The 21,718-nt window shown below is 35.2% G+C and carries 26 protein-coding genes and 3 pseudogenes; 23 read left to right on the forward strand and 6 right to left on the reverse strand.

Annotation, left to right across the window (positions count from 1 at the left end):
* From blaI to CD001_RS09650, 3 genes are all read left to right on the forward strand, one after another.
* Positions 1–384 (forward strand): penicillinase repressor BlaI, encoded by a 384-nt coding sequence (blaI, locus tag CD001_RS09640; RefSeq protein WP_096187326.1) that lies wholly within the window; start codon positions 1–3, stop codon positions 382–384.
* 26 nt (positions 385–410) lie between these two features.
* Entirely contained in the window at positions 411–761 is a 351-nt protein-coding gene (locus CD001_RS09645; protein ID WP_096187328.1) for a DUF2200 domain-containing protein, read from the forward strand.
* A 319-nt stretch (positions 762–1,080) separates the two neighbouring features.
* Complete coding sequence (locus CD001_RS09650) at positions 1,081–1,599, forward strand: YfiT family bacillithiol transferase (RefSeq protein ID WP_096187330.1); 519 nt, start codon at positions 1,081–1,083, stop codon at positions 1,597–1,599.
* Between the two features lie 341 nt (positions 1,600–1,940).
* Here the strand turns inward: CD001_RS09650 and CD001_RS09655 are convergent, their stop codons facing one another.
* From CD001_RS09655 to CD001_RS09665, 3 genes are read right to left on the reverse strand one after another with little or no spacing between them, the layout of a single operon-like run.
* A complete protein-coding gene (locus tag CD001_RS09655) occupies positions 1,941–2,612 on the reverse strand; it encodes a class I SAM-dependent methyltransferase (RefSeq protein WP_257009767.1) in 672 nt (223 codons plus the stop codon).
* Positions 2,613–2,624: 12 nt separating this feature from the next.
* Positions 2,625–3,248 (reverse strand): hypothetical protein, encoded by a 624-nt coding sequence (locus CD001_RS09660; protein WP_096187331.1) that lies wholly within the window; start codon positions 3,246–3,248, stop codon positions 2,625–2,627.
* The gene (locus CD001_RS09665; protein WP_096187333.1) at positions 3,241–3,582 is read right to left on the reverse strand and encodes a PadR family transcriptional regulator; all 342 of its coding nucleotides are present in this window, start codon (positions 3,580–3,582) and stop codon (positions 3,241–3,243) included. Before CD001_RS09665 ends, CD001_RS09660 begins: the two co-directional genes overlap by 8 nt.
* Positions 3,583–4,285: 703 nt before the next feature.
* On the opposite strand from CD001_RS09665, the gene CD001_RS09670 reads away from it, so the two are divergent.
* The 3 genes from CD001_RS09670 (at position 4,286) to CD001_RS09680 (ending at position 6,221) form a co-directional block, all read left to right on the forward strand.
* The gene (locus CD001_RS09670; RefSeq protein WP_179298686.1) at positions 4,286–4,747 is read left to right on the forward strand and encodes a pyridoxamine 5'-phosphate oxidase family protein; all 462 of its coding nucleotides are present in this window, start codon (positions 4,286–4,288) and stop codon (positions 4,745–4,747) included.
* A 381-nt stretch (positions 4,748–5,128) separates the two neighbouring features.
* Complete coding sequence (locus tag CD001_RS09675) at positions 5,129–5,584, forward strand: GNAT family N-acetyltransferase (RefSeq protein ID WP_096187335.1); 456 nt, start codon at positions 5,129–5,131, stop codon at positions 5,582–5,584.
* Between the two features lie 130 nt (positions 5,585–5,714).
* Positions 5,715–6,221 (forward strand): GrpB family protein, encoded by a 507-nt coding sequence (locus CD001_RS09680; RefSeq protein WP_096187337.1) that lies wholly within the window; start codon positions 5,715–5,717, stop codon positions 6,219–6,221.
* Positions 6,222–6,386: 165 nt separating this feature from the next.
* On the opposite strand, the gene CD001_RS09685 is transcribed toward CD001_RS09680, so the two are convergent.
* Positions 6,387–7,229 (reverse strand): LysR family transcriptional regulator, encoded by an 843-nt coding sequence (locus CD001_RS09685; RefSeq protein WP_096187339.1) that lies wholly within the window; start codon positions 7,227–7,229, stop codon positions 6,387–6,389.
* 156 nt (positions 7,230–7,385) lie between these two features.
* On the opposite strand from CD001_RS09685, the gene CD001_RS09690 reads away from it, so the two are divergent.
* The 10 genes and pseudogenes from CD001_RS09690 (at position 7,386) to CD001_RS09735 (ending at position 12,934) form a co-directional block, all read left to right on the forward strand.
* Positions 7,386–7,955: a flavodoxin family protein gene (locus tag CD001_RS09690; RefSeq protein WP_096187341.1), complete on the forward strand. Its 570-nt coding sequence runs from the start codon at positions 7,386–7,388 to the stop codon at positions 7,953–7,955.
* 377 nt (positions 7,956–8,332) lie between these two features.
* Positions 8,333–8,452, forward strand: a pseudogene (locus CD001_RS26895) (DUF523 domain-containing protein); the annotation flags it as partial.
* A gap of 121 nt (positions 8,453–8,573) precedes the next feature.
* Positions 8,574–9,088 (forward strand): annotated as a pseudogene (locus CD001_RS09700) (ATP-binding protein).
* Between the two features lie 144 nt (positions 9,089–9,232).
* A complete protein-coding gene (locus CD001_RS09705) occupies positions 9,233–9,808 on the forward strand; it encodes a YdcF family protein (RefSeq protein WP_096187343.1) in 576 nt (191 codons plus the stop codon).
* 107 nt (positions 9,809–9,915) lie between these two features.
* Entirely contained in the window at positions 9,916–10,143 is a 228-nt protein-coding gene (locus tag CD001_RS09710) for a hypothetical protein (protein WP_096187345.1), read from the forward strand.
* 156 nt (positions 10,144–10,299) lie between these two features.
* Entirely contained in the window at positions 10,300–10,668 is a 369-nt protein-coding gene (locus tag CD001_RS09715; protein WP_096187347.1) for a DUF3221 domain-containing protein, read from the forward strand.
* Between the two features lie 179 nt (positions 10,669–10,847).
* Positions 10,848–11,558 carry a DUF2711 family protein gene (locus CD001_RS09720; RefSeq protein ID WP_096187349.1) on the forward strand — a complete coding sequence of 237 codons (711 nt, stop codon included), beginning with the start codon at positions 10,848–10,850 and terminating at the stop codon, positions 11,556–11,558.
* A gap of 84 nt (positions 11,559–11,642) precedes the next feature.
* A pseudogene (locus tag CD001_RS09725) lies at positions 11,643–11,829 on the forward strand (tyrosine-type recombinase/integrase); the annotation flags it as partial.
* Between the two features lie 198 nt (positions 11,830–12,027).
* Positions 12,028–12,591, forward strand: coding sequence for an LOG family protein (locus tag CD001_RS09730; RefSeq protein WP_096187352.1), 564 nt, complete (start codon positions 12,028–12,030; stop codon positions 12,589–12,591).
* A gap of 40 nt (positions 12,592–12,631) precedes the next feature.
* On the forward strand, positions 12,632–12,934 hold the full coding sequence (locus tag CD001_RS09735; protein ID WP_096187354.1) for a MazG-like family protein: 303 nt from the start codon (positions 12,632–12,634) through the stop codon (positions 12,932–12,934).
* 450 nt (positions 12,935–13,384) lie between these two features.
* On the opposite strand, the gene CD001_RS09740 is transcribed toward CD001_RS09735, so the two are convergent.
* Together CD001_RS09740 and CD001_RS09745 are read right to left on the reverse strand one after the other, a co-directional pair.
* Positions 13,385–14,143, reverse strand: coding sequence for an ABC transporter permease (locus CD001_RS09740; RefSeq protein ID WP_096187356.1), 759 nt, complete (start codon positions 14,141–14,143; stop codon positions 13,385–13,387).
* Positions 14,143–15,135, reverse strand: coding sequence for an ATP-binding cassette domain-containing protein (locus CD001_RS09745; RefSeq protein WP_096187358.1), 993 nt, complete (start codon positions 15,133–15,135; stop codon positions 14,143–14,145). The genes CD001_RS09740 and CD001_RS09745 overlap by 1 nt, the downstream gene beginning before the upstream one ends.
* 223 nt (positions 15,136–15,358) lie before the next feature.
* On the opposite strand from CD001_RS09745, the gene CD001_RS09750 reads away from it, so the two are divergent.
* The 7 genes from CD001_RS09750 (at position 15,359) to CD001_RS09780 (ending at position 21,705) form a co-directional block, all read left to right on the forward strand.
* Positions 15,359–15,820: a MarR family winged helix-turn-helix transcriptional regulator gene (locus tag CD001_RS09750; protein WP_096187360.1), complete on the forward strand. Its 462-nt coding sequence runs from the start codon at positions 15,359–15,361 to the stop codon at positions 15,818–15,820.
* A 302-nt stretch (positions 15,821–16,122) separates the two neighbouring features.
* Complete coding sequence (locus CD001_RS09755) at positions 16,123–16,776, forward strand: uridine kinase family protein (RefSeq protein ID WP_096187362.1); 654 nt, start codon at positions 16,123–16,125, stop codon at positions 16,774–16,776.
* A 148-nt stretch (positions 16,777–16,924) separates the two neighbouring features.
* Positions 16,925–18,007: a hypothetical protein gene (locus CD001_RS09760; protein ID WP_096187363.1), complete on the forward strand. Its 1,083-nt coding sequence runs from the start codon at positions 16,925–16,927 to the stop codon at positions 18,005–18,007.
* A gap of 183 nt (positions 18,008–18,190) precedes the next feature.
* On the forward strand, positions 18,191–18,595 hold the full coding sequence (locus CD001_RS09765; protein ID WP_096187365.1) for a nucleoside 2-deoxyribosyltransferase: 405 nt from the start codon (positions 18,191–18,193) through the stop codon (positions 18,593–18,595).
* A 405-nt stretch (positions 18,596–19,000) separates the two neighbouring features.
* Positions 19,001–19,318, forward strand: a complete 318-nt coding sequence (locus CD001_RS09770; RefSeq protein WP_096187367.1) for a hypothetical protein — start codon at positions 19,001–19,003, stop codon at positions 19,316–19,318.
* A gap of 373 nt (positions 19,319–19,691) precedes the next feature.
* Complete coding sequence (locus tag CD001_RS09775; protein ID WP_096187369.1) at positions 19,692–20,186, forward strand: hypothetical protein; 495 nt, start codon at positions 19,692–19,694, stop codon at positions 20,184–20,186.
* Positions 20,187–21,036: 850 nt separating this feature from the next.
* Complete coding sequence (locus CD001_RS09780; RefSeq protein ID WP_096187370.1) at positions 21,037–21,705, forward strand: cyclase family protein; 669 nt, start codon at positions 21,037–21,039, stop codon at positions 21,703–21,705.
* Positions 21,706–21,718 lie beyond the last annotated feature (13 nt).

Below are 21,718 nucleotides of genomic sequence, written 5' to 3' on the forward strand. Positions count from 1 at the left end.
ATGTCTAATCAACCACCTAGTATTTCAGAAGCAGAGTGGGAAGTTATGAAAGTCCTTTGGACAAATGGATCACAGACAGCGAATCAAGTGATAGCAGCTATACAAAAACAAACGGATTGGAAACCGAAAACGATCCGAACGCTACTGGACCGATTAACCAAGAAAAGTGTAGTGGGCGTCGACAAAGAGCAAAAAGTGTATAGCTTTTTCCCTCTATACTCTGAAGATGAATGTAAACGTGCGGAGGTACAATCTTTCATAAAGAGAATTTATGGTGGAACCGTTAAACCGATGCTGATTCAATTTATAGAAGAGGAACGGCTGACAAAAGAAGAATTGGACGAACTGAAATCGATTTTAGATCAAAAACAGGATGATCAATAAATTCCTACACAGAGGGAGGATGTATCATGGCTAAACATCAAATTTTTACAATGAGTGTCGCAAGAGTTTATCCCCATTATGTTGCGAAAGCGGAGAAAAAAGGACGTACGAAAGCAGAAGTCGATGAAATTATCCGTTGGTTGACAGGATACAGCCAGGAAGAGTTAGAAGCGCATCTAGAAAAACAAACAGAATTTGAGACCTTTTTTGCGGAAGCTCCCCAGCTGAATCCTTCGCGGGCTTTAATCAAAGGTGTAGTTTGTGGAGTCCGAGTAGAAGACATCGAAGAACCAACTATGCAGGAAATACGTTATTTGGATAAACTGATCGACGAGTTAGCAAAAGGCAAAGCGATGGAGAAGATTTTGCGGACATAATATTTAAAAAGAAGAAACACTGATTTCATTTATAAAATATAAAAGGATCAGTGTTTTTTTGTTGGCAAAAGTCTTGAAATTTCAGGCAAATGTGTATGAGGTTATTGATAAATAACCACGTTATTTCCACGCCATTTTCCAATCATCGAGTGATATAGCACAAAAGGTATCATATATTTCTATTAATCAACGAGCAGTTTAGTTGAAAAGCAAATATAGGTATAAAGGATTTAAAAGGAAAGATGGAGAATTATACATTATTTAGACTATTAATTTAGTTAGACAAATAGACTAAAGTGACTTAAAGGAGGAATAATAGATGGAAATGAAATACCCAATTGGAAAATTTGAATTCAAAGGCGAGATTACTAACAGCGTTACAAAGGATTGGATAAATGAGATTGAAGATTTACCAAGATTATTACAAGATGCTGTAAAAGACTTAGATAATGAACAGCTTGATACACCTTATCGTTCAGGAGGGTGGACTGTTCGACAAGTAATTCATCACCTTGCGGATAGTCATATGAATGCATATGTTCGCTTTAAATGGGCTCTAACAGAAGAAAAACTTGTAATAAAGCCATATGACGAAAAGAAGTGGGCGGAACTTTCTGATTATAAATTACCAATTGATATTTCACTATCTATGCTTGAATCGTTGCACAAACGCTGGACAACCCTTTTACGAAGTCTAAGTAGGACTGATATAGAAAAGACATTTATCCACCCAGAATTAGGTGAAGTTTCACTAGGTAAAAATATAGGTATTTACGCTTGGCACGGGCGACATCATCTTGCGCATATTACTTCTTTGTGTAATCGTAAGGGCTGGTAAGATAATTTGTGAGATTAACTTAAAGTAACGGGGAGCTTTAGTAAATTTACGTGTGGCAGTGTAGTAGCTTTTTTGCCAAAAAATGGAAAATATGTTATAATAATAAATCATCTATTGGGAAACGGACGATGAACGACAATATAGAAATTTTGGTTGGATAATAACGAAAAATTCTCAACCTTTTAACGTAAGGAAAAGTTTTGCAAGTTTTAAGAAAAACAAGGTAAAATAATATTCTTAAATTAGTAAGACTTTAGAAAAATTCACTATTCTTGAGTTTTTCTAAAGTCTTGACTAGCGATACAAATCGTTATTTATATTATTGAAAAGTCGAAGGTCCATTATGATTTATAAAGCCATACATTTAGACCGATTCCATCTTTTGTAATATTATGCTTTGAGAACTTGGTTTGAAGGATTAGGTCGCGAAACCCCTCGGCAGTGTATGCTCCGCTTTTTAGAAAAGTTTTGAAACTGAGCTTAACAAACCAGTTGTCAAAGCCTTTCATGTTTAACCGTTTTAATTCATATTCCAAATCTTTTTTTGAATAGGCATTATTCATATCAAGGATAAGTGCTGTACCACATGGTTTTAATACTCGATACATCTCATGCAAAGCTTGTAAAGGTTCCTTAAAATTTTTGAATGCAGCTGAACAGATGATGAAATCAAATTCCCCGTCTGGAAGAGGTAGGTCTGAGGCATTACCTTGTTTAAAGTCAATATCAACACCGGCCTCTTTTGCGTTACGTTTTTCTATTTCTACGAAATCGTGGCTGATTTCTACACCTGTAACGTGAAAGCCACGTTTGGCCAAGTCAATTGCAAGATAACCAGGTCCTGGGGCAACTTCCAATACGGTTGCATTCTTTTTTGTATTTGCTTCAACTAAATCGGCATAGCGTCGCATTTCATCGAGTCGACTGTTACGCGTATTTTTGTCATACCACTTTGCCATAATACCATTAATGCCCACATCTTTCTTTTTACGCTTCTTTTTCATGTAGGTCATATTCATAACTCCTCACTTTCTTTTGATAGCCATGAAGATGGCATTACTAATCAGTCCGCAAGCTACACCTAGCATGACACCTGCGCCTGCTCCTATGAGTGTATTAATCCATCCCTCACTTAAAAATGCAGAAACACCTCCACTAGATAAAAATCCAATTAAGGAACCAATGGTTAAACCCATAATCGTAAATCCACCGTAAAATAATCCCACAGTCTCTCCATGATAGACATTCCACTCTTTGGATATTGCCGCAGTGTATTCTTCCAGTCCAAAATCATCAAATTCATTCATAAATTCTTCAAAACTTTCTTGGAGCTCTGCCTCGTTAAATTTTTCCTTTGTAATCCGTAATGCCTCTTCTTCAGAAAATCCTTCTTCTATAAGGTCATATAGTCCATCCCTTAGATATGACTTAATTTCCTCTGCAAAATCAGTATTACTTGATTCCAAGCTAAATTTACGACGATATTTATCAACTTTTTCACGTGCTTTTTCCACAGTATCAGCAAATTTATTTTGGAGATGTTCCTTATATGTGATCTCTCCTCCTGCATATCCGGATTTGCGTGCGACGCGCTCCACCATACGGTCAAGTTCTTTTTGTGTTTCCCGTCTCAGCTTTTTCTCAGTCATCCAAATTTACCCCTTTCAAAAATAATTCAACAACTTGTGTGAGGACTTCAAAGTCTCGCTTTCTTTGCTTTAAAAATGCACGTCCTTCTGGTAGAAGTCGATAGTATTTACGTCTTCCACCGACTGACTCTTTCCCCCAATAGGATTGAATCAGCCCGTTTTTTTCCAGCCGTTTGAAGGCAAGGTACAAGGTTCCTTCTTTCAATTCAAACTTACCCTCTGTTTTCTCTGTAATCTGTTTTGCTAATTCGTAGCCGTATAATTCCTCCCGAAAGAGGCTAGAGAGAATAATAATATCGATATTACCTCTCAGCATTTCTTTATCGATTTCCAAAACTACCACCTCTTCTCCGAATAACGATGACGCTAAATACTATATCACACAGAGTATCATATCATAACTTACTCTATATAGCAAGGTATTGAAGCAAAAGTTGGAAGATGGGGACCTATCATGTCTTTATTACTTGTGTTAATAATCGTAATGATAGCAATGTATGTACCTCAAGGTGAGTTACGCTCTTTTTTGGGGGACAACATTATTTAACCTTTTCTAGGTCGTGGGAACCATAATTTCTATTACGTATTCATGGTCATCCATCTGATGGTTTGCTACTGCTACGTTTGTTAAAAAGTTAAGATATAAATAACGATATTTTAGAAACGGCGGGCAAGAGTAGGGGAAGAAACAATGCTTTATACTTTTGGTTTCACTATTATTTTTGCTGGTATTGTTTGATAATTGCATTTACATTGAGTGACGCTGCTGGTACCGTTATGGTAACTCAAATTAAACTATGGGCTCATTGTTGGTGCCTTGATTTGGGTTAGTATAAAATTGACCGAAAGATAAGGTACGTGCAAAGTGAAACACCTACTTAAGTTTTAAAAGGTAGTATCCGAACTGATGGAAGTTACATACATTTGATGAACTCTATCGAAGCAGCAGAGGTGATGCTTCCTTTGTAACGATTGGAATAGATTTTTTCAGGTTGAAAGATATGATTAAACTAAAATAACTATTCAGGAGGTTCGTGATGAGGATAATTAGGGATACAGGTAGAAGTTTTGATTTAGATAAGTTTCTTTCTATGCCATTAGTCGCGCATTTATCAACGGTGGCTGAAGATTTACCAAGAGATTCACCTGTTTGGTTTTATTGGAAGGATAAAAAAATTTGGATAATAGGTACAGCTTCAGATACATTTCCACATAGAATAAGGAAAAATCCAAAATGCGCTATCGGATTAGTAGATTTTGACCAACATACTGGTCTGTTTTTGCATGCAGGTTTTAGAGGCACAGCAACCGTTGAACCTTTTGATAAGAGTATAGCTAATCAGTTACTTTCTCGTTATTTGGGAGCTGAAATCGAAAAATGGGACCCGCGTTTTAAAAATTTAGATGATAGTAATGTTTTAATATGCTTTATCCCCGAAACAGTTGTAGTTCGTGATCAATCATATGTCCGTCAAAACAACAAAAAGTACGATTACTGAAAAGTATAGTCGCTTCTATTGCTAATGGAGAGCGTCAGCAAATTATGATAAACAGCATTTTATTGAATATTAGTAAATAGTTAATACCTAAAGATTGCTTCAAATATTAAGGACTGTATTTGCTCATGGAGTAATCTTACGTGATTTTTACATTAAACATACTAAATCTTAGTCAAGGTTGGGAGACTTAGTTGGACAAACCTGTTGTTCGTGAGTGGGGAGTAAAAGAAGAAGTTATCGGAGATCCAGATGGGTATAAAATATAGTTAGTACAAACCTTAGATTAAACGAAGGTAAAATTATTTTCTGATGCAGCAGTACTTCTAGTGGATGAGAACAAACAATAAAAGGATTATCTTATAAAACTTTTGGAAGTGTAACATGAATATTTCAATAAGTAAAGCATCTTCAGAGCATACGAAAGAAATTAGTAGAATTTGTTCAGTAGGTTGGAGGCAAACCGTCCAGAGTTTTTATAGTGAGAAATACCAAATTAAAATTGTAGAATATTGGTATAACCACAATAGAGTTCATGAGGATATTACCAAAGGTATATATACTCATGTAGCAAAGGTAGATGAAAGAGTTGTAGGGACGATTGGAGGGATTATGACTGAACTAACAGTAAGTGAAATTTATGTTTTTTATGTAGACGAAGCGTACAGATATAAAGGAATAGGGATAGATGCATTTACTAAAGAACATATAAAGAAAGGTGCAATAGAACAATATGTATCTGTACAAGAAGGAAATAGACTAGGCATACCTTTTTATGAATCTTGTGGTTTTCAACAAAATCATCAAACCAAACGCCATTGGAGAACAATTGCAAAATAGCGTAAATTTAGACTAAAGAAGGTTTTAGTGTAGCAAGCAGTTTTTGACCTTGTGTTGCTAACGGGAAGTTTTGTGGAACAGGAGTCTTTTATTATGGTATTGTATTCCAATAATAAGAGGAGGAATAAAGATGTTAGGCTTACCAAAAGGAGAGGTCTTTTTAGTTCCTTGGACAAAAGAGTGGGACAAGGAATTTTTATTAGAGAAAGAAAAAATACAAAATAAAATAGGTGAATACATTATAGATATTTACCATATTGGAAGTACATCAATAAAACATTTAAGTGCAAAACCAATAATAGACATAGCTATTGAAATCAAAGATTTTAATGATGGAGAAAATACTGTCTTGGAATTAGAGAAGTTGGGCTATTCATATAAAGGAACAAACATTTTACCAGATAGACATTATTTTAGTAAGGGCGAACCAAGGACCCATCAAATCCACATGTATCAAAGTGGAAATAAATATTTACTTGAACAGTTAAAGTTCAGAAATTACTTGAGAGACAATGATGAAGCAAGAATTGAATATGGGCGGCTCAAAATTAATTTAGCAAGGTCAAATAAAAGTAATAAACATAAATACGCAGAAGAGAAAACTGCTTTTGTTAAATCAATATTAGAGAAAATTTAAAGTGTCTCTTTGTTTAGCTAAAGGGTGCGTTAGTTGTAGAAGTAAAGATAAAATGAAAAGCGGAGAAATTCCCTGCTTTTCATTTTCTGAGCTAACTCCATCCTCTTCCATTTCCCCAATTTGTCCTGTGCTTCATTCTTCACTACTGCTCTTTTGTTTCACGTGTCACGATGTTTTCACGAAATCCAGAAACTTTTTCAAGGTAGGAGACACCCATTTATCGGAATGGATCGCAGAATATATCCCTATCTTCTGATCATCGCCTTGTAAAGGCAGCACATCAAATTGCCGTTTCTCCTTTTCATCTGTGACAGCAAAATCAGGAAGAATAGAGGACCCAAGTCCACATAAAACGCATTTTTTTATAGCCTCAATACTTGGAAGCTCTATTTTATGAGCATTATCAGCAGTTGTTTTCAAGTAGTTCTCCACTATTGGGCGCCAGCTGCACGCATACTCTGTAACTAACATTTTACCGGGTAATGTGGTCATATTAACGGGTTTTATGAGTGAAAGGTGTTCCTCTCTTAAGTTGACCGTCGTTAATCTGGGTGGCTTCCAATCGTGGGTTTCGACTAATAGGGCGGCATCAATCTCCCCTTTCTTTAATTGTGTTTCAAGATTATCGTAATGCAGCGCCTTTAAAGTCAGTTCTACCTTTGGATGCTTTTCCATAAATAAGAGAATAATTTCCGGCAGCCAGTAGATCATCAGTGATTCACTGGCTCCTATTGTAAGCTCTCCTGCAGGACCTTCATCACTTATAACCTCTTTTGATTTGGAATATAAGCGAATAATATCCGCAGCGTATGGGAGAAATTTCTTTCCTGCGTGAGTCAGTGAAATAGTTTTTCCCATGCGGTCAAATAAAGGCTGTTCCAGCTCTCGTTCTAATTCTTTAATATGGGCAGTAACAGAGGATTGCGCATACCCCAGTTCATCTGCAGCTTTTTTAAATCCCCCTGCCTCAACAATGGTGCGAAATGTAATCAGATGGCGAAGTTCCATCTTATCCCACCCTCTCTTTATATCATTGAAAATGATTATAATGATCGAAACTATCTATTTTACTGATCCACTCTTTTATTCTAAACTTTTCTTGAAGGTTAATCAATCTGCTAAAGCTGGTACGCCTTAAATGATGGTAAAAGGAGAGATTACGAGATGAAAATAATGGCACTGTTAGGCAGTTCGAGAAGGAATGGTAATACAGAATATTTAGTGGATCGCGCCTTAAAGGGCGTTACGTTTAAAAAGCGGTATCTTCTTGATTATCAAATTAATCCGATTATCGACCAAAGACATACTCCAGAAGGCTTTACCGAGTCGGAAGATGATTATGAAGAATTGTTCGCTGAGTTTATGAAGCAGGATATTATTATTTTCGCCACGCCATTATACTGGTTTGGAATGTCTGGCCAGATGAAAACCTTTTTTGACAGATGGAGCCAGTATATGAGGGAGGACCAGTATGAGTTTGAACATTTAATGAGCAGAAAAAAAGCGTATGTGATTGTGACAGGTGAAAATCCGGACCCGAAAGTAGCTGCTCTCCCTCTCATACAGCAATTTCACCATATCTGTGCTTACACAGGTATGGAATTGGCGGACTACATCATTAGCAAAGGTAATAAGCCTGCGGAAATTGAAAAGGATACATTGTCTTTACAGAAAGCATCATTATGGAATAAAGAATTCTCAAACTTAACAGCCAAAGCTGGCATAGTTGATTAAAAAAAGCCCTCTCTGTTCTTAAAACGGAGAGGGAGAAACCTTTCTATATAAGTTTTATTAGCAAGCTGATATCACCCAAAACCTGGGCTCACACTTTATGTTCCTGTCTTCTTCACCCGTGTCTGCAGATCCGGGTTTTTTCCCGTTCCACAGGTTTCTTTGACCAGATCGTGGCCAGAATCGGGCCCGGAAATGTTGTGCCAGACTGCGGCAATCACGTTTGGAAGCACCTTTTACTTTCATCCAGACGTATAAGGAACGCGGTCAGATAACCAAAGAACAGTTCCCCCCAGATTGTGGAGAAGAACGGCTGTGAAAATCAGAAGTCCCAAAGCAGCAATGCTTTCCACGTTGCTGCTCACTCCGAAACAATAATTATAATGGACGGTGAATTTAATAGTAAAAAAATTGTTGGAAACGGAGTTACTTCAGCCTTACTTAAAAGAAATGGGTTACAAGTAATTTCAGAAGAACAATTTGGTGAAAATTACTTTTAGTTATTAAACTAACGGGGAGCGATAGGGATACAACGGGTATCGGTTATTGTGCTAACGAGCAGAAGAGTGGAAGAAGCATAGCGAATTTTATGTTGCGAAAAAGTATCTATGGGGGAGAAAAATGAAAAAACGAATTCATATAATGGGAGCTTCGGGGTGTGGAACTTCAACACTAGGCTCTTCATTATCAAAAGTTTTGCCTCATACATACCTTGATACCGATGATTATTTTTGGATAACTAAATTCACTGAACAAAGAGAGGTACCTGAAAGAAGGTGTATGCTTAAAGAAGATTTATCACTTTATGAAAACTATATTCTTTCTGGTGCAGTGTGTGGTTGGGGTGATAACTTTTATTCTTATGGATTCCACAAGATATAAGGCTTGAAAGGTTACAGCAGAGGGAATTTCAGCGTTATGGAGATGAAATATTAGCTGGTGGTAGTAAATATGAACAATCGAAAACATTTTTAGAGTGGGCATCTTTATATGATAGTGCGGGATTCGAAGTTAGAAGTAAATCTTTACACGAACATTGGATGGCAGACTTATCTTGTCCAATATTAAAGATTGAAGGTGATTATTCAGTCAATGAAAGAGTTAATATTGTCTTAGATTATCTTAATACTAATTGAACTAAAGGGGGCGTTAGTTAAATTGTGAGTTGCACTGTTGCAGCTCTTTTTTGTACTTGAGGGTTGGGAAATAATGTTAAACTAAAGGGGGGGGTTCTGCAATAAATCCCCTTGATAAGTAATTTTGGAGAGAAGGTTGTATGAATGTCAAATCTGTTTGATTGTATTACTGAATTTATTTTTGTTGAAATGGAAGTTTCACCAGCAGATGTAATTTTGGTACCTGGTGCAAACCATCCTCAACTTATGGAGAAGGCTTCTACCTTGTATAAACAAGGGTTGGCTCCCTATATACTTCCTTCTGGTGGATATAAGCCTCACGTTGGAACTACTGAATGGGAGTATTTGAGAAACATCGGAATTGCAAGTGGAGTACCTGAAGAAGCAATTTTAATAGAAGATAAAGCTCAACATACGTTAGAAAATGCACGCTTTTCATTAGAGGTACTTCATAGAAAAGGTATATCCCCTAAAAAAGTAATTATTGTTTGTAAAGCAAGTCATTCCCGTAGAGCATTACTATGTTATCAAGCTGAATTCCCAAAAGGCTGTGAGATACTTGTATCGCCTTGTATTGATAGGTATGGAATAACAAAGGAAAATTGGTTTTTGTCTGAAGCAGGGATAAAACGCACAATGAGTGAAGTAAAGAAAATTGGTGCCTACTTTGGAGATTTCATCCCAAGTTGGGTTGAACAAAACAGTCATAAATTGTATTAGGAAAGTTCTTGCTTCTATTAAAGTATTGGGAAGCATTGTTCAATAATATTAATCGCTTCTTGTGGTAAGAAAAACATATTTAATTAAACATTAAAGGAGAGAATTTAATGGTATCATATTTGATAATTTTTATCTTACTAATAATAAGTGTTGCAAGTTTTAGTGCAGCAGAGAAAGCAAAGAAAAAAAGAAAAGGTTTAAAGTTTACCTTTAGCGTTACTTTAGCTCTAATGCTACCATTTTTAGTTGAAGGAACTGTACTATATGCTTTGTCTATCGTTCTTTATACAACACTTCAGCTTATTCTTTATGATATTGGATTGATGGGAAAATAGAGATAAATCGCTCTGCCTTCTTCAATAAAATAAGTGCGAGAGCTCAATAATCTATGGCAGACCCTATTAAACAAACAGGGAGTATACTGGAACATGAGCAGTAATGCTTTTCTTGAAATATTGAAGTAAAGTAGTTGTAGAAAAGGAGAGGGTTATTTGAGGAAAATTCTATCTTTCTTGTTATTAGTTACTTTGTTAATGATGGGATGTAGTGACGGTACAGATATTGAAACTACTAATAATAATGCATATAAAGAGGAAATTTCCACAAATAGTTCCTTATTCGGTATATCCGATGAGAAAGTCCTCAGTGGTGAGGTTATCAAAAAGAGAAGGAAAGAAATCACTCTAAAAGTAACCAGCGATTTCATGATGCCTGATGGTACAATCTGGGTTACCGTTGAAGATAAAAGTATGTTGGCTGACATAAAAAAAGGACAGAAAGTGAACGTATGGTATGACTACATTAGGGAGTCCAACCCTCCACAAACTAGAGGTTTAAAAATTGAACGTGAAAGCAAGTAGTGGTTTGTTGGTGAAAATTAACCAGATAATCAAACGCACCTTTTTTCACTAACGGAAGCAATGGTTTAATATGCCAGTTACTACTGTTATAGTGCTCCCCTCGCTAACTCGCAGGATTTCATATGATTTAAGGCGTGTGCTATCTGTATGGTAAACGAAAGAAGAAAGGGGTTTTAAACATGGAAAAAGAAAGAGTTCTCCCTGAACCTAATAGATATGCTGTTTGTGCGTCTGAAGGCGTATCAATTAAAGAATATTATAAAGGTGTTTTTGATGAAATCTATATTTTCTTCCATCCTTTTATTAAACCAGTAACTATTGATTCAGAACTGTTCTATCCTGAAACGTATCCAGACAAGTTTCAAATAATCAATAATTGTAAAATAGTAACATGGAAAGAATTTTTATCTCTTAGTGGAATGAAGAATTACGAGGAGTTAGATATTGGACTTCGCACAGGAATACTCGGTTTAAACCATAAATATGAGAATAAGAAATTAGAAAAGATTATTGATAATGTGAGTGAGAAGCATAATCTCGTTCCACCATCAGAAGGATCCCTGCCTGATATTTTAATAAATAATCTGTTAGAAGCAATAAAAAAAGAAAAATATGATTGGATTTGGGTAGGCGATGAATTTGATACTGAAAGAAAGTTAGAATATATAGATGACCTAATTAATCAAGATACATTAGCTAGAAATAATCTCTTTACACATGACAATTCAATACTCATAACCACTCATTGGGATAGCCATTTTTCGATGATATGTTCAGATGATAAAAAGAAGGTAGATAGAATAATCAAAACGTGTAATCTTGACGGCTTTTATTGTGATGATAACACCGAGATATATTGGAGCGTTCGTAATACTCACAAAGAGTTGTAAAATACCTAGATTTGTTTTGATCAAACAATAAGGATGAATTATATATTTTTACCTCTTAAAAACATACTTAGTAAACGATTCTGAGCTAAAATAAATAAAAGTATTCACCCTCACCAACTTTAGACATAGTTATGCGACTCATATGTTGAATAATCGTGCCCCGTTAGAAGTAATACAGAATCTACTAGGCCATGAGAAAAGTGAAACAACAAGGATTTACGCACAACTTAGTGGTGTGATGCGGCGAGAATTGTACCGTAAATACTTTTAATAATTTGAATAAACATCCCTTTAGCTAACCAACTATTTGGAAAATCATGTTAAACTAAAGGGGGAGCTACAATAAAGAAAAGGATTTTCTTTTTATTTTGAGTGTAGTTAATTTTGCACTTTTTAGTAGAGAATCATGCTAATATATAAAGAGTTGTATTTGATAGTATGATTTTACTTTTGAGAGGGTGAAATATTTGTGAAAACAATTGCAGTTTACTGTGGTTCTAGTAAAGGAATTGACCCAACCTATATGGAAGAAGCTAAAAAACTCGGGAAGGTTTTAGTAGATAATGGGATGGACCTTGTTTATGGAGGAGCGACAGTTGGTTGTATGGGGGCAGTTGCAGATGCTGTAATGAATGCAGGTGGTAAAGTAATAGGTGTTATCCCAGAGAAGTTAAAAAACGTTGAGATAGCTCACCAACAACTATCTGAATTACATGTCGTTAGCACTATGCATGAAAGAAAGGCGCTAATGGCAGAGTATGCTGATGGATTTATTGCATTACCTGGTGGTTCTGGAACTTTAGAAGAATGGTTTGAAGTATTTACATGGGCTCAACTAGGATACCATAATAAACCGTGTGCATTACTCAATATTAATGATTACTACTCACCTATATTATCGCTCTTTGACCATATGATTGGACAAGGGTTTGTTAAACCAGAGTATAAAGATTTAATAGTTATTGATAGAGATTCAAAAGAGTTAGTTAATAAGCTCAAAAAATATGAGGGTACTTATATACATAAATGGTAATAAAATATCACTATTTTTAATATAAAAGAGGGAAGAAATTATGGAGCAATTGCTAAAAGAAATAAAATTACTTAGTGAAAGAGAACCAAAAACGTTAGAACAAATGGCACTAAAGTTAACCGAGGAAGTCGGTGAAACTTCTCAAGCTGTATTATCTTACCTTAAAGCAAGTGGAAGTGACTATAAACAGTTAGGAATCGATGATGTAAAAGAAGAATGTATCGATGTTGTTTTGGTCGCCTTAGCTATATATTATAAGTTATCTGAAGATGAAGAAGAGTTCCAAAAGTTAGCTAGCAAAAAGTTGAATAAGTGGGAAAGTAAAATAAGTTACAAAAGATAATTTAATGATAGCAATGTTAAAAAATACATTTACATTAACGGATAGCGATAGCTGAAGAAGTTTATGCAGTTCTTGTTCAACAAACGGGGAGTAGATTTTATAATGCGCAACAACTACGGAAAGTTAGTATACTTTCACGAATAAAAAGATAACCGCCTTCATTAGACGGTTATCCTATAAACGCATGTAACATTTGAAGTAATTGTGGTCTAAATTTATTACATTGGCTACAGTGCCTGTAGCTTCATTAATAGTTCTTACTTGCTCGATTGCAAACAATAAATTTCCATTGGTACTTATTAGAACTTAAATTATTATCTATTTTTTTCATAATTAATGTAGAAAAAGAAGTTTTTTAACCTATAAAACTTTAGTCATTTTGTATTGGAAGAATAACAATGAAACTTCTTACTTATTTTTTCTTAAGAGTAACCATATCACTTATGAAAATTATGCAACAATCTTACCGTATACTCTTGTAGACCACCATAACACAATGATTGTTAAAGGTATCATAATAATAAAGGCTAACCAGATTTGCTGATCAATATAAACACCGTCAGCTAATAACCGTGAGGCTTCCACTACATAATACATCGGATTAATATGTGCAAGGGTTTGAAGCCAATTTGGCCCTAGTGAGATAGGGAGCAACACTCCTGAAAGTAACATAATAGGTAATTGTAAACTGGTTACAATAGCTGCTAGGCTTCCAATATCCTTTAAAATTAATCCTAGACTACTTGATACTGCTGAAACGATAGCTGTAAATAAAGACTGAAGAACTAATAAAATTAATATACCTCCCCAGTGTATCTGAAAACCAAAGAAAGATGCTACAATAATTACTAAAATGGCAGGGACAATAAACATCAAAATGTCTCTAAATACTGTACCCATAAGTAGAGAAAATCTACGTGTCGGACTAACACGAAAGCGTTCAATCACACCACTTTGTAGTTCAAATATAATCCCCCAGCCTGCACCCATTCCTGAACCAAATGCCAGAAGAGCTAATAAACCCGGTAAAAAAACATCAAGTACATCGCCAGAACCAAATATAGGCGCGTTCAAATTATTTAGTAGAGGTAAAAATAAAGCAAGATATAGAAGTGGAGTTGATAACCCAGCTATAATCCAGCTAGGTTCTCGCAATGTCTCTAACATCTTTCGCCAAAATAGTAACCTTATTTCCTTCAATAAAACCATTATTTTTCCTCCTTGTTAACTCCGGAATCACGTAAGGATTTTCCAGTTTGCTTTAAAAACACATCATCAAGTGATGGTTGAGAGAGAGAAACGGTATTTAATATTATCTGATTTGCTTTAAGCCACTCAATGATGCTAGGTAGGAAGGTTGCACTATCGTCAACATAAAGTCGAAGGCCATGTTTATCCCAATGAACCTCACGAATATACGGCTGGACAAGTAGCTCTTTCTTTAAAGATTCTGATTCTTTAATACTTTGTTTTAATTCTATTTCAATGACATCACCAGCAACTTGTTTTTTTAGAGCTTGTGGTGTACCTTGTGCAACGATTATCCCGTGATCTACAATAACTAACCTATCGGAAAGGGCATCTGCTTCATCTAGGTAATGGGTTGTTAGAAATATGGTTGTTCCCATACTTTTCAACATTTCAATCTGCTCCCAAAGGTTAGCTCGATTTTGAGGGTCAAGGCCAGAAGTAGGTTCATCTAGAAATAACACTTCTGGTTGATGAATAATTCCAAGTGATATTTCAAGTCGCCTTTTTTGTCCACCAGAATATGTTTGAACTTTACGGTCGATGACTTCCTTTAAGTCAAATATTTCTATTAGTTCATCAGTACGCCTCAATATTTCTTCCTTGCTCATACCGTACAGAAAACCTTGAAGAAGTAAATTTTCACGCCCGCTTGCATTAAGGTCACCGCCACCTAGTTGGCTAACATAACCAATGCGTTTCCTTACTTCTTGAGGTTGTTTTCTTACATCAAAACCTGCAATATAAGCAGTTCCTCCGTCAATTGGCAAAAGTGTAGTTAACATTCTCATAGTGGTTGTTTTTCCAGCGCCATTTGGCCCAAGGAAGCCAAATATTTCTCCGTGTTGAACACTTAAAGAAATATCTTTAACAGCTTCAATGGTTTCTTTTTTTCCTTTCACCTTCAATGGAAAAACTTTTTTTAGATTCTTTGTTTCAAGGGTAATAGACATATAATCCTCCTTTTCTGTTATCCACAACTAATTTAATTTATCTCGTGAGATAAGATAAAAAACATTAGTCTTGTGTCACAGCATCTTAGGTTAATAGATTTATTTCTGATATCGCGTTGTGCCATCATAACTGTTTTTTACTATAAATTAAAATTGTGATATAATTATCGTAATAGAAATTTTATCTCACGAGCTAAGATAATTTTATAGGAGGAAAATTGATATGTCAACAGACAATTTTTCTAGGGAACAACAACTTCAAAAATTGTTTTATGAATTCAGAGAAAACAGTACATTGACAATAATGGTTCATCAGGCAATAGCAACAAAGTTAGGACTTAATGTAACCGATCACAAATGTTTAGATATAATTGTAAAAAACGAACCTATGACTGCTGGACAATTGTCAGAATTAACGGGCTTATCAACTGGAGCTGTAACTGGTGTACTAAATCGTTTAGAAAAAGCAGGATATGTTTTTCGAGAAAAAGACACTATTGATAAGAGAAAAGTTATCATTAAAGTAAATCAAGTTAAATTAGAAGAGAAATTACCAGTTTTTGACAAGTTGATTATTGAGAGTAGAGATATGTTATCAATTTATAGTGATGAAGAGCTTCAGTTTATCTATGAATTTTATAAAAGGTGTAATCACGCTCTGCATAATGTATTAAAGGGAGAATAATGTTAAAAAGCACAAAATTTGAAAGGATTCTTTAACAAACTAAGCGTCACTTAACAAGATTATCATATATATCTAACGAACAAGCGATGTTGTAAAAGGCATTGCTTTATCTGTTTTTATGTAAAAGAGATTGTGAATAATTATACTTAAATGATAGTTCATTTTGAGTTGCAAATTTGCAGCTCATTTTTTAACCAAATAAATGGAAGAATATGTTACATTTATGTAAGAAATGTTCTACCTTGATATTCAAGTTGAGGAGGAGACTCCATTCACCATAACCAAAAATAAGGAGGGGAATAATGGATGAGTTATTACATAAGGTAGCAAATTGGATAAAGAGTCAAGACAAAAAAGTCATGATCGGGATTTCTGGTCATGGTGCTTCAGGAAAAACTTCGTTTGCAAACAATCTTATTAAGCTTTTGGGAGAAAATGAGGTGAATTACCTTAATACAGATCCCTATATTGTTAGCTCTACTCTTAGGAAGAATGCTTTTATAGACTATGAATATAACAATGAAAATCATCATTTTAAAATGACGGCTTGTCATCCTGATGCTCATCATTTATTGGCTATAGAGCGAGATATAAAGATGATAAGAGCTAATTTAGACATTTATACAATTGGCACCAATTATATGAAGAGCACCTTACTTTCTTCTAAAAAAAGTGTAAGTATTGTAGAAGGTATGAGTGTTGCCTTTATTCATCCAGATTTATTTGATTTAAAAATTTATTTATATACAGATGGTAAAACCGAATTAGCTAGAAGAGGTATAAGAGATGTCTCGGAAAGAAGTGCGGATATTAATTTTTTAAGACAATCTCATGAAGAGCGAAGAATTCAGTATGAATTATTTATGCACCCGTATCATGAACATTTTGATATCGTTATAAAAAATTCCAATGAAGCTTATAGTCTGGTAAAAGATCAATTAAATGGATCCGACTAGCGAAAAGTGTATTAAGTAAGATATATAAACGAAATGTTATCTTCTTTTACTAACGGACAGTGGAAGATGATGTCGTTGATGTTGTGTCAATAACGGGGAGAGGTCTATAAAATAATCTTCTAACAACAAAAGTAAGGAGGTCATTGCATTGGAAGGTCATTCAATAAGCAACAGATATAAAGGATGGACGATTTTTCTAACAATTGTGCTTATCTCGGTCATGACCATTTGGTTTTTTCAAAACAAGAATGCAAATGAGGAGACGGATCGGCAATACAGTTTGTTTCGAAATCATCTGTTCTCGACGATCATTCATACAGATCATTCTTTGGATATTTTGCTTGAAGGAAACCTTGATGAAGAAGAGGAGCAACCGGAGTTAATTCGTTTAGCACAACACCTTACAATACTTGAAAACTTGACGAGGAGGATTCCTAATTATTTGGATGATGTGAAGCCAGCGATCGGACCTTCAGACCCTCCATTTCGTCATTCTCTTTCGTTCATAACATCTGGGGTTGACGATGAAACTGTACAATTTCGACCAATTCAGTACAGTACTCCATTGAATGACACTGAGCTCGACTACCTTAATGAAGTAAAAGAATATATAACTTACCTTAGAGAGGAGATGGCTTCAGCAGATAATTATTGGTCAGAAGATCGCAATTTTACGCCTGAACAGTTCAATCAGCTAATGATCTCTATGAGGACGTATACCGAACAGTACAGATCGGTCTTTTCTGTAGAATCGGAATGTGAGGAATCAGGGGAAGTCAACGATGATAATACGGTTACGGTTGAAATTGAATGCAAAATGACCGAGCCGATTACGTTGACAGTGCCATCGAGAGAAATAGTCGTTGGTGATACGGTGAAAGTTCCGTTAGAGGAAGGTGACGGTCAAGCTTATTTTGTGATGGAAGAGGCATTCTTTGATGCTGCAATCATTGTCAGGAATCTCGATCCAAATGAGCTACACAAAATTGAAATTCATCAAGAGGGTACTTCTATTGCTTCATTTGGATCAGAAGAAAACGTCCATGTTCGTTTCGGAGAGAGTGATGGTGAAACGCAATTTCGACCAGCAGGTGACGGAACCCTTTATGTATCTATGATTATCCCAACAAGTCTAGTCGAGCATCCAGGTGAAATCCAAATTAAAGTTTGGAAAGATGGAGAGAAAAACGAAACTGCGGTTACTGAGCCAGTTCATTTGAGAGTAAATTAAGAATAACACACATCACACAGTATATCGGTGTTGGGCTTAAAAAAAATGATGGAAGTGCTCAAAGCTTGGATTGCTAAAAGACTATTGAGAGGAAATATTAGTTTTTCATTGGTTTTGTGGTAGAAAAGAACTTCATAGTATATTTACAGATTTAAAAATATAAAAACAAATAGAGGAGATACGATGAAAAAGAAATTTTATGTAGCATCTAGCTTTACTAATTTTGAAATTGTTAGAAACGTTGCTAGGCAATTAATGCAAAAGGGGTTTCTTCATACATACGACTGGACAGCAAATGATAGGGCTGACACTATTGAAAAGTTGAAAAAAATCGGCCAGGAAGAGAAAGAAGCAGTGAGAGACTCGGACTTTATTGTAATCATTTTACCTGGTGGAAAGGGAACTCATATTGAGTTAGGGATCGCATTAGGACTCAATAAAAGGATTTACCTTTATTCTCCCAACGAAGAAATCAATGACCCGTCTATATCAAGTACGTTCTATCAACTTCCGGAAGTAAATAAATTTGTCGGTGAAATCAATACTTTTATTGAAAAGGTAATAACGGAAGAAGGTAAACATATTTAAGTGTTGGAATACGTTAGTTAATTTTTGATTTGCAATTTTGCAGCTCATTTTTTAAAACGAAATAAATGGAAGAATATGTTCATTACGTGAGAAATGTATAGTTAGGTTGAAATAGGATGTTTTCTGACTATAAAAGAAGTCCATTCACCATAACAACATAATAGGATCGAAATGATGGAATCAAATTGGCTAAAGAGTCAAGACAAAAAAAGTTATGGTCGGACTTTCGGGGAAAACCATTGATGATTCAAACATTGGTCACTAGTTTCTATGAACTATTGAATGTGTCAAATGAAAAGTCATTAAATAGCTTCATCCTATGTTCGGAGTAATTTATAAACGTTAGTACCAACTAGACCTAAGATATTATTAATTTTATACACCGATTTTTAAGGAGGTTTAGGATTGGAGAGTGAAGAACTAAAATTATTTAAGAGAGAGTTAAAAAAAGAAATAGCTATTTTAAGGAAGGAGCAAAAATCATTCAAGCGACGTGTTAGTACTATTGCAAATTTACTTATACCTGGAGTTGGCTTTGTTGTATATGGTAGTTCTTATTTAACAGGTCTCATTTCATTTGTCCTTTTTATAGCATATAATTATTTCTATTTTAACAAGCTCACTCCTTCAATCGGTGAGTTGGCTGTAGCAATTATATATTATATTCCAGCACTAATCATTTGTATTGTTAGTACAATAATGGTTTTAAGTTTGGAAGATTGACTCTTGTATTTAATAGCTCAACTAGCGATAATTCCTTGAAGCTGAGACAATGGTAGAGAGAAATATGTTGATGGTTTGCAATAGTAAAAGATATCTCCAAAAAAGTAATCGTTTGGGACATTAAAATGATAAGATAAGGGGAATTTTTTATGTGGATTTTAATAGTTATTGTCATTATTGGGATAGGAACAGTTATTAGTTATCTAAGAGACCAAAAGAATCAAAATGAGAAAATCATCGAACTACTTGAGGAGTTAAATAAAAAATGAAACATAAGCTAATGTAAAACAATAAGTTGATGATATAAAGAGACATTTCAGTAGTAGAGAATGTGCAAACGAGGAGGAAAGGGAAAATTTGAGGGGGATGGCAGTTGAAAATATTATTAAAGGTCATTACTTGTCTCTTTTTGTTGAGTTCATGCAGCACAAGTGAAAATGGGGAAAAACTAGCTGAAGAAATGCCTGAAGATTTTAGTTTTGTCCTAAAATATGGCTTTGAGGCAAGAGACATTATAAACACATATGAAAACACGTATACAAAAAATATGATTATAGATGATGATCTAACGATCGAAATGATTTTTTCGGATGAGGAAATGGAAGTGATATACGAGGAAATGAAAGAAGCTGATATTCTCTATACCGCGAAAAAGGCTAGTGAGAATCAATGTGCAGAACCTCATGAACAAAATGAACTGACACTAACGTTAGATGGCAAAATGTATGAACGAGAATGGATAACATCCTATTGTGACAAAACGGCTGATAGAAAATTAAAAGAATTTATTAACTTTCTACACCATGAAATGATTATGGAAAAAGAAGGGTACGATGATTTACCGGAACCTTCAGGAGGATACGATTAATCTCTCCCGATCTGTTGGTGTGATTCTCAAAGTGCTGTTTTTTGGGTGAATAACGGATCTGATGTCCGGGAAAAACTGAAGTGGACTTAAGCGGCCATAGGATCCGCTAAATGCGCTAAAAAGCCTGGTATGCAGTGTTAATCGGCCATACGATCCTTTATTGAGACAAAAAGTCGCTAAAATCATGTGTTTTAGAGTGAATAACGGAACAGGTGTCCTCGAAGATTGCGAAAAAGCTGTTTTTTAGTCAAATAACGGATCTGATGTCCGCGAAAAACTGAAGAGGAAATATGCGGCCACAGGATTCGCTATATGCTCTAAAAAGGCTGATTTGCGGTGTTAATCGGCCATACGATCCTTTATTGAGACAAAAAGTCGTTGATTTGTTGTGTTGTGGAGGAGATAACGGAACAGGTGTCCTCGAAGATTGCGAAAAAGCTGTTTTTTAGTCAAATAACGGATCTGATGTCCGCGAAAAACTCAAGTGGATGTCCGCCCATAATCTCACATTAAGCTACTACCCCTCTAACTGGAAAAAGGTGTTAAACTAAAGGTGGGAATCAGTTAAGAGGGGGAGCGGAGCTTGGATTATCTAGACTTTAGCGCAATTATTTTTACTCTATTATCGTTATGGGTTATTTTCCTATTTTTTCACAGGTTGATCCATCGTAATCCGCAGAAAAATACGTGGAAAAGAGACCTGATCATTTCTTTTCTTCAATGTATTGTCGTTTTATTTATTATTTTCCCTATACTTAATTATTTTTTATAATAGTAAAAAGTCAGAATATTCTTGTTCGATCAAGTTGTTATCTTGGGCTATTTTTTTAAGGGAGAGTGAAATTGTCATATGAAAAATAAAGCTTTTGTTGATTTAAGCCATACGATAGATGAAGGGACAATCACTTACAAAGGATTTCCAGCACCAATAATCTGTGATTATTTAAGTCGAGAGGAATCTCGAAAAATCTATGAGGAAGGCACGGAATTTCAGATTGGAAAAATAGAAATGGTCTCTAATACGGGAACTTATGTAGATGTTCCATTTCATAGATATCCTAATGGAAAAGACCTTACAGAAACGACAATTGATAAGATGGCTGGATTAGAAGGAGTCATCGTTCATGTCGATGAAAGCACGAAAGAAATTGATGAACATTTATTTCATAACCTTGAGGTTGAAGGAAAAGCGGTTTTAATTCATACAGGCTGGGACAAACATTGGAATACAGATCAGTATTTTGAAAATCATCCTTATATAACTGAGAGAGCAGCAAGGTATTTAGTCAATCGTAAAGCTGCATTAGTTGGGATTGATTCTGTAAATATCGATGACACGTCGGGGAAAGCTCGTCCCGCGCACACAATATTATTAGGACAAGAAATATTAATTGTTGAACATATGTGTCATTTAAAGGAACTCTCAAATAAAGACTTCTTATTTTATGCTGTTCCCCCGAAAATTAAAGGATTTGGAACGTTCCCTGTTCGAGCTTTTGCAGAAATCGTAGCTAAATAGCATTTTGGGAAGC

The sequence above is a fragment of the Evansella halocellulosilytica genome, assembly GCF_002335745.1.
GTDB lineage: Bacteria > Bacillota > Bacilli > Bacillales > Salisediminibacteriaceae > Bacillus_CA > Bacillus_CA halocellulosilytica.

What these genes read in the sequence shown, in the direction of transcription:
- CD001_RS09685 (WP_096187339.1), bottom strand. Translation starts at nt 7,229, where the DNA reads ATGGAACTTCGCCATCTGATTACATTTCGCACCATTGTTGAGGCAGGG.
- CD001_RS09755 (WP_096187362.1), top strand. Translation starts at nt 16,123, where the DNA reads ATGGATGAGTTATTACATAAGGTAGCAAATTGGATAAAGAGTCAAGAC.
- CD001_RS09650 (WP_096187330.1), top strand. Translation starts at nt 1,081, where the DNA reads ATGGAAATGAAATACCCAATTGGAAAATTTGAATTCAAAGGCGAGATT.
- CD001_RS09765 (WP_096187365.1), top strand. Translation starts at nt 18,191, where the DNA reads ATGAAAAAGAAATTTTATGTAGCATCTAGCTTTACTAATTTTGAAATT.
- CD001_RS09710 (WP_096187345.1), top strand. Translation starts at nt 9,916, where the DNA reads ATGGTATCATATTTGATAATTTTTATCTTACTAATAATAAGTGTTGCA.
- CD001_RS09735 (WP_096187354.1), top strand. Translation starts at nt 12,632, where the DNA reads ATGGAGCAATTGCTAAAAGAAATAAAATTACTTAGTGAAAGAGAACCA.
- CD001_RS09705 (WP_096187343.1), top strand. Translation starts at nt 9,233, where the DNA reads ATGTCAAATCTGTTTGATTGTATTACTGAATTTATTTTTGTTGAAATG.
- blaI (WP_096187326.1), top strand. Translation starts at nt 1, where the DNA reads ATGTCTAATCAACCACCTAGTATTTCAGAAGCAGAGTGGGAAGTTATG.
- CD001_RS09655 (WP_257009767.1), bottom strand. Translation starts at nt 2,612, where the DNA reads ATGACCTACATGAAAAAGAAGCGTAAAAAGAAAGATGTGGGCATTAAT.
- CD001_RS09660 (WP_096187331.1), bottom strand. Translation starts at nt 3,248, where the DNA reads ATGACTGAGAAAAAGCTGAGACGGGAAACACAAAAAGAACTTGACCGT.
- CD001_RS09690 (WP_096187341.1), top strand. Translation starts at nt 7,386, where the DNA reads ATGAAAATAATGGCACTGTTAGGCAGTTCGAGAAGGAATGGTAATACA.
- CD001_RS09780 (WP_096187370.1), top strand. Translation starts at nt 21,037, where the DNA reads ATGAAAAATAAAGCTTTTGTTGATTTAAGCCATACGATAGATGAAGGG.
- CD001_RS09745 (WP_096187358.1), bottom strand. Translation starts at nt 15,135, where the DNA reads ATGTCTATTACCCTTGAAACAAAGAATCTAAAAAAAGTTTTTCCATTG.
- CD001_RS09680 (WP_096187337.1), top strand. Translation starts at nt 5,715, where the DNA reads ATGTTAGGCTTACCAAAAGGAGAGGTCTTTTTAGTTCCTTGGACAAAA.
- CD001_RS09740 (WP_096187356.1), bottom strand. Translation starts at nt 14,143, where the DNA reads ATGGTTTTATTGAAGGAAATAAGGTTACTATTTTGGCGAAAGATGTTA.
- CD001_RS09750 (WP_096187360.1), top strand. Translation starts at nt 15,359, where the DNA reads ATGTCAACAGACAATTTTTCTAGGGAACAACAACTTCAAAAATTGTTT.
- CD001_RS09670 (WP_179298686.1), top strand. Translation starts at nt 4,286, where the DNA reads ATGAGGATAATTAGGGATACAGGTAGAAGTTTTGATTTAGATAAGTTT.
- CD001_RS09720 (WP_096187349.1), top strand. Translation starts at nt 10,848, where the DNA reads ATGGAAAAAGAAAGAGTTCTCCCTGAACCTAATAGATATGCTGTTTGT.
- CD001_RS09675 (WP_096187335.1), top strand. Translation starts at nt 5,129, where the DNA reads ATGAATATTTCAATAAGTAAAGCATCTTCAGAGCATACGAAAGAAATT.
- CD001_RS09645 (WP_096187328.1), top strand. Translation starts at nt 411, where the DNA reads ATGGCTAAACATCAAATTTTTACAATGAGTGTCGCAAGAGTTTATCCC.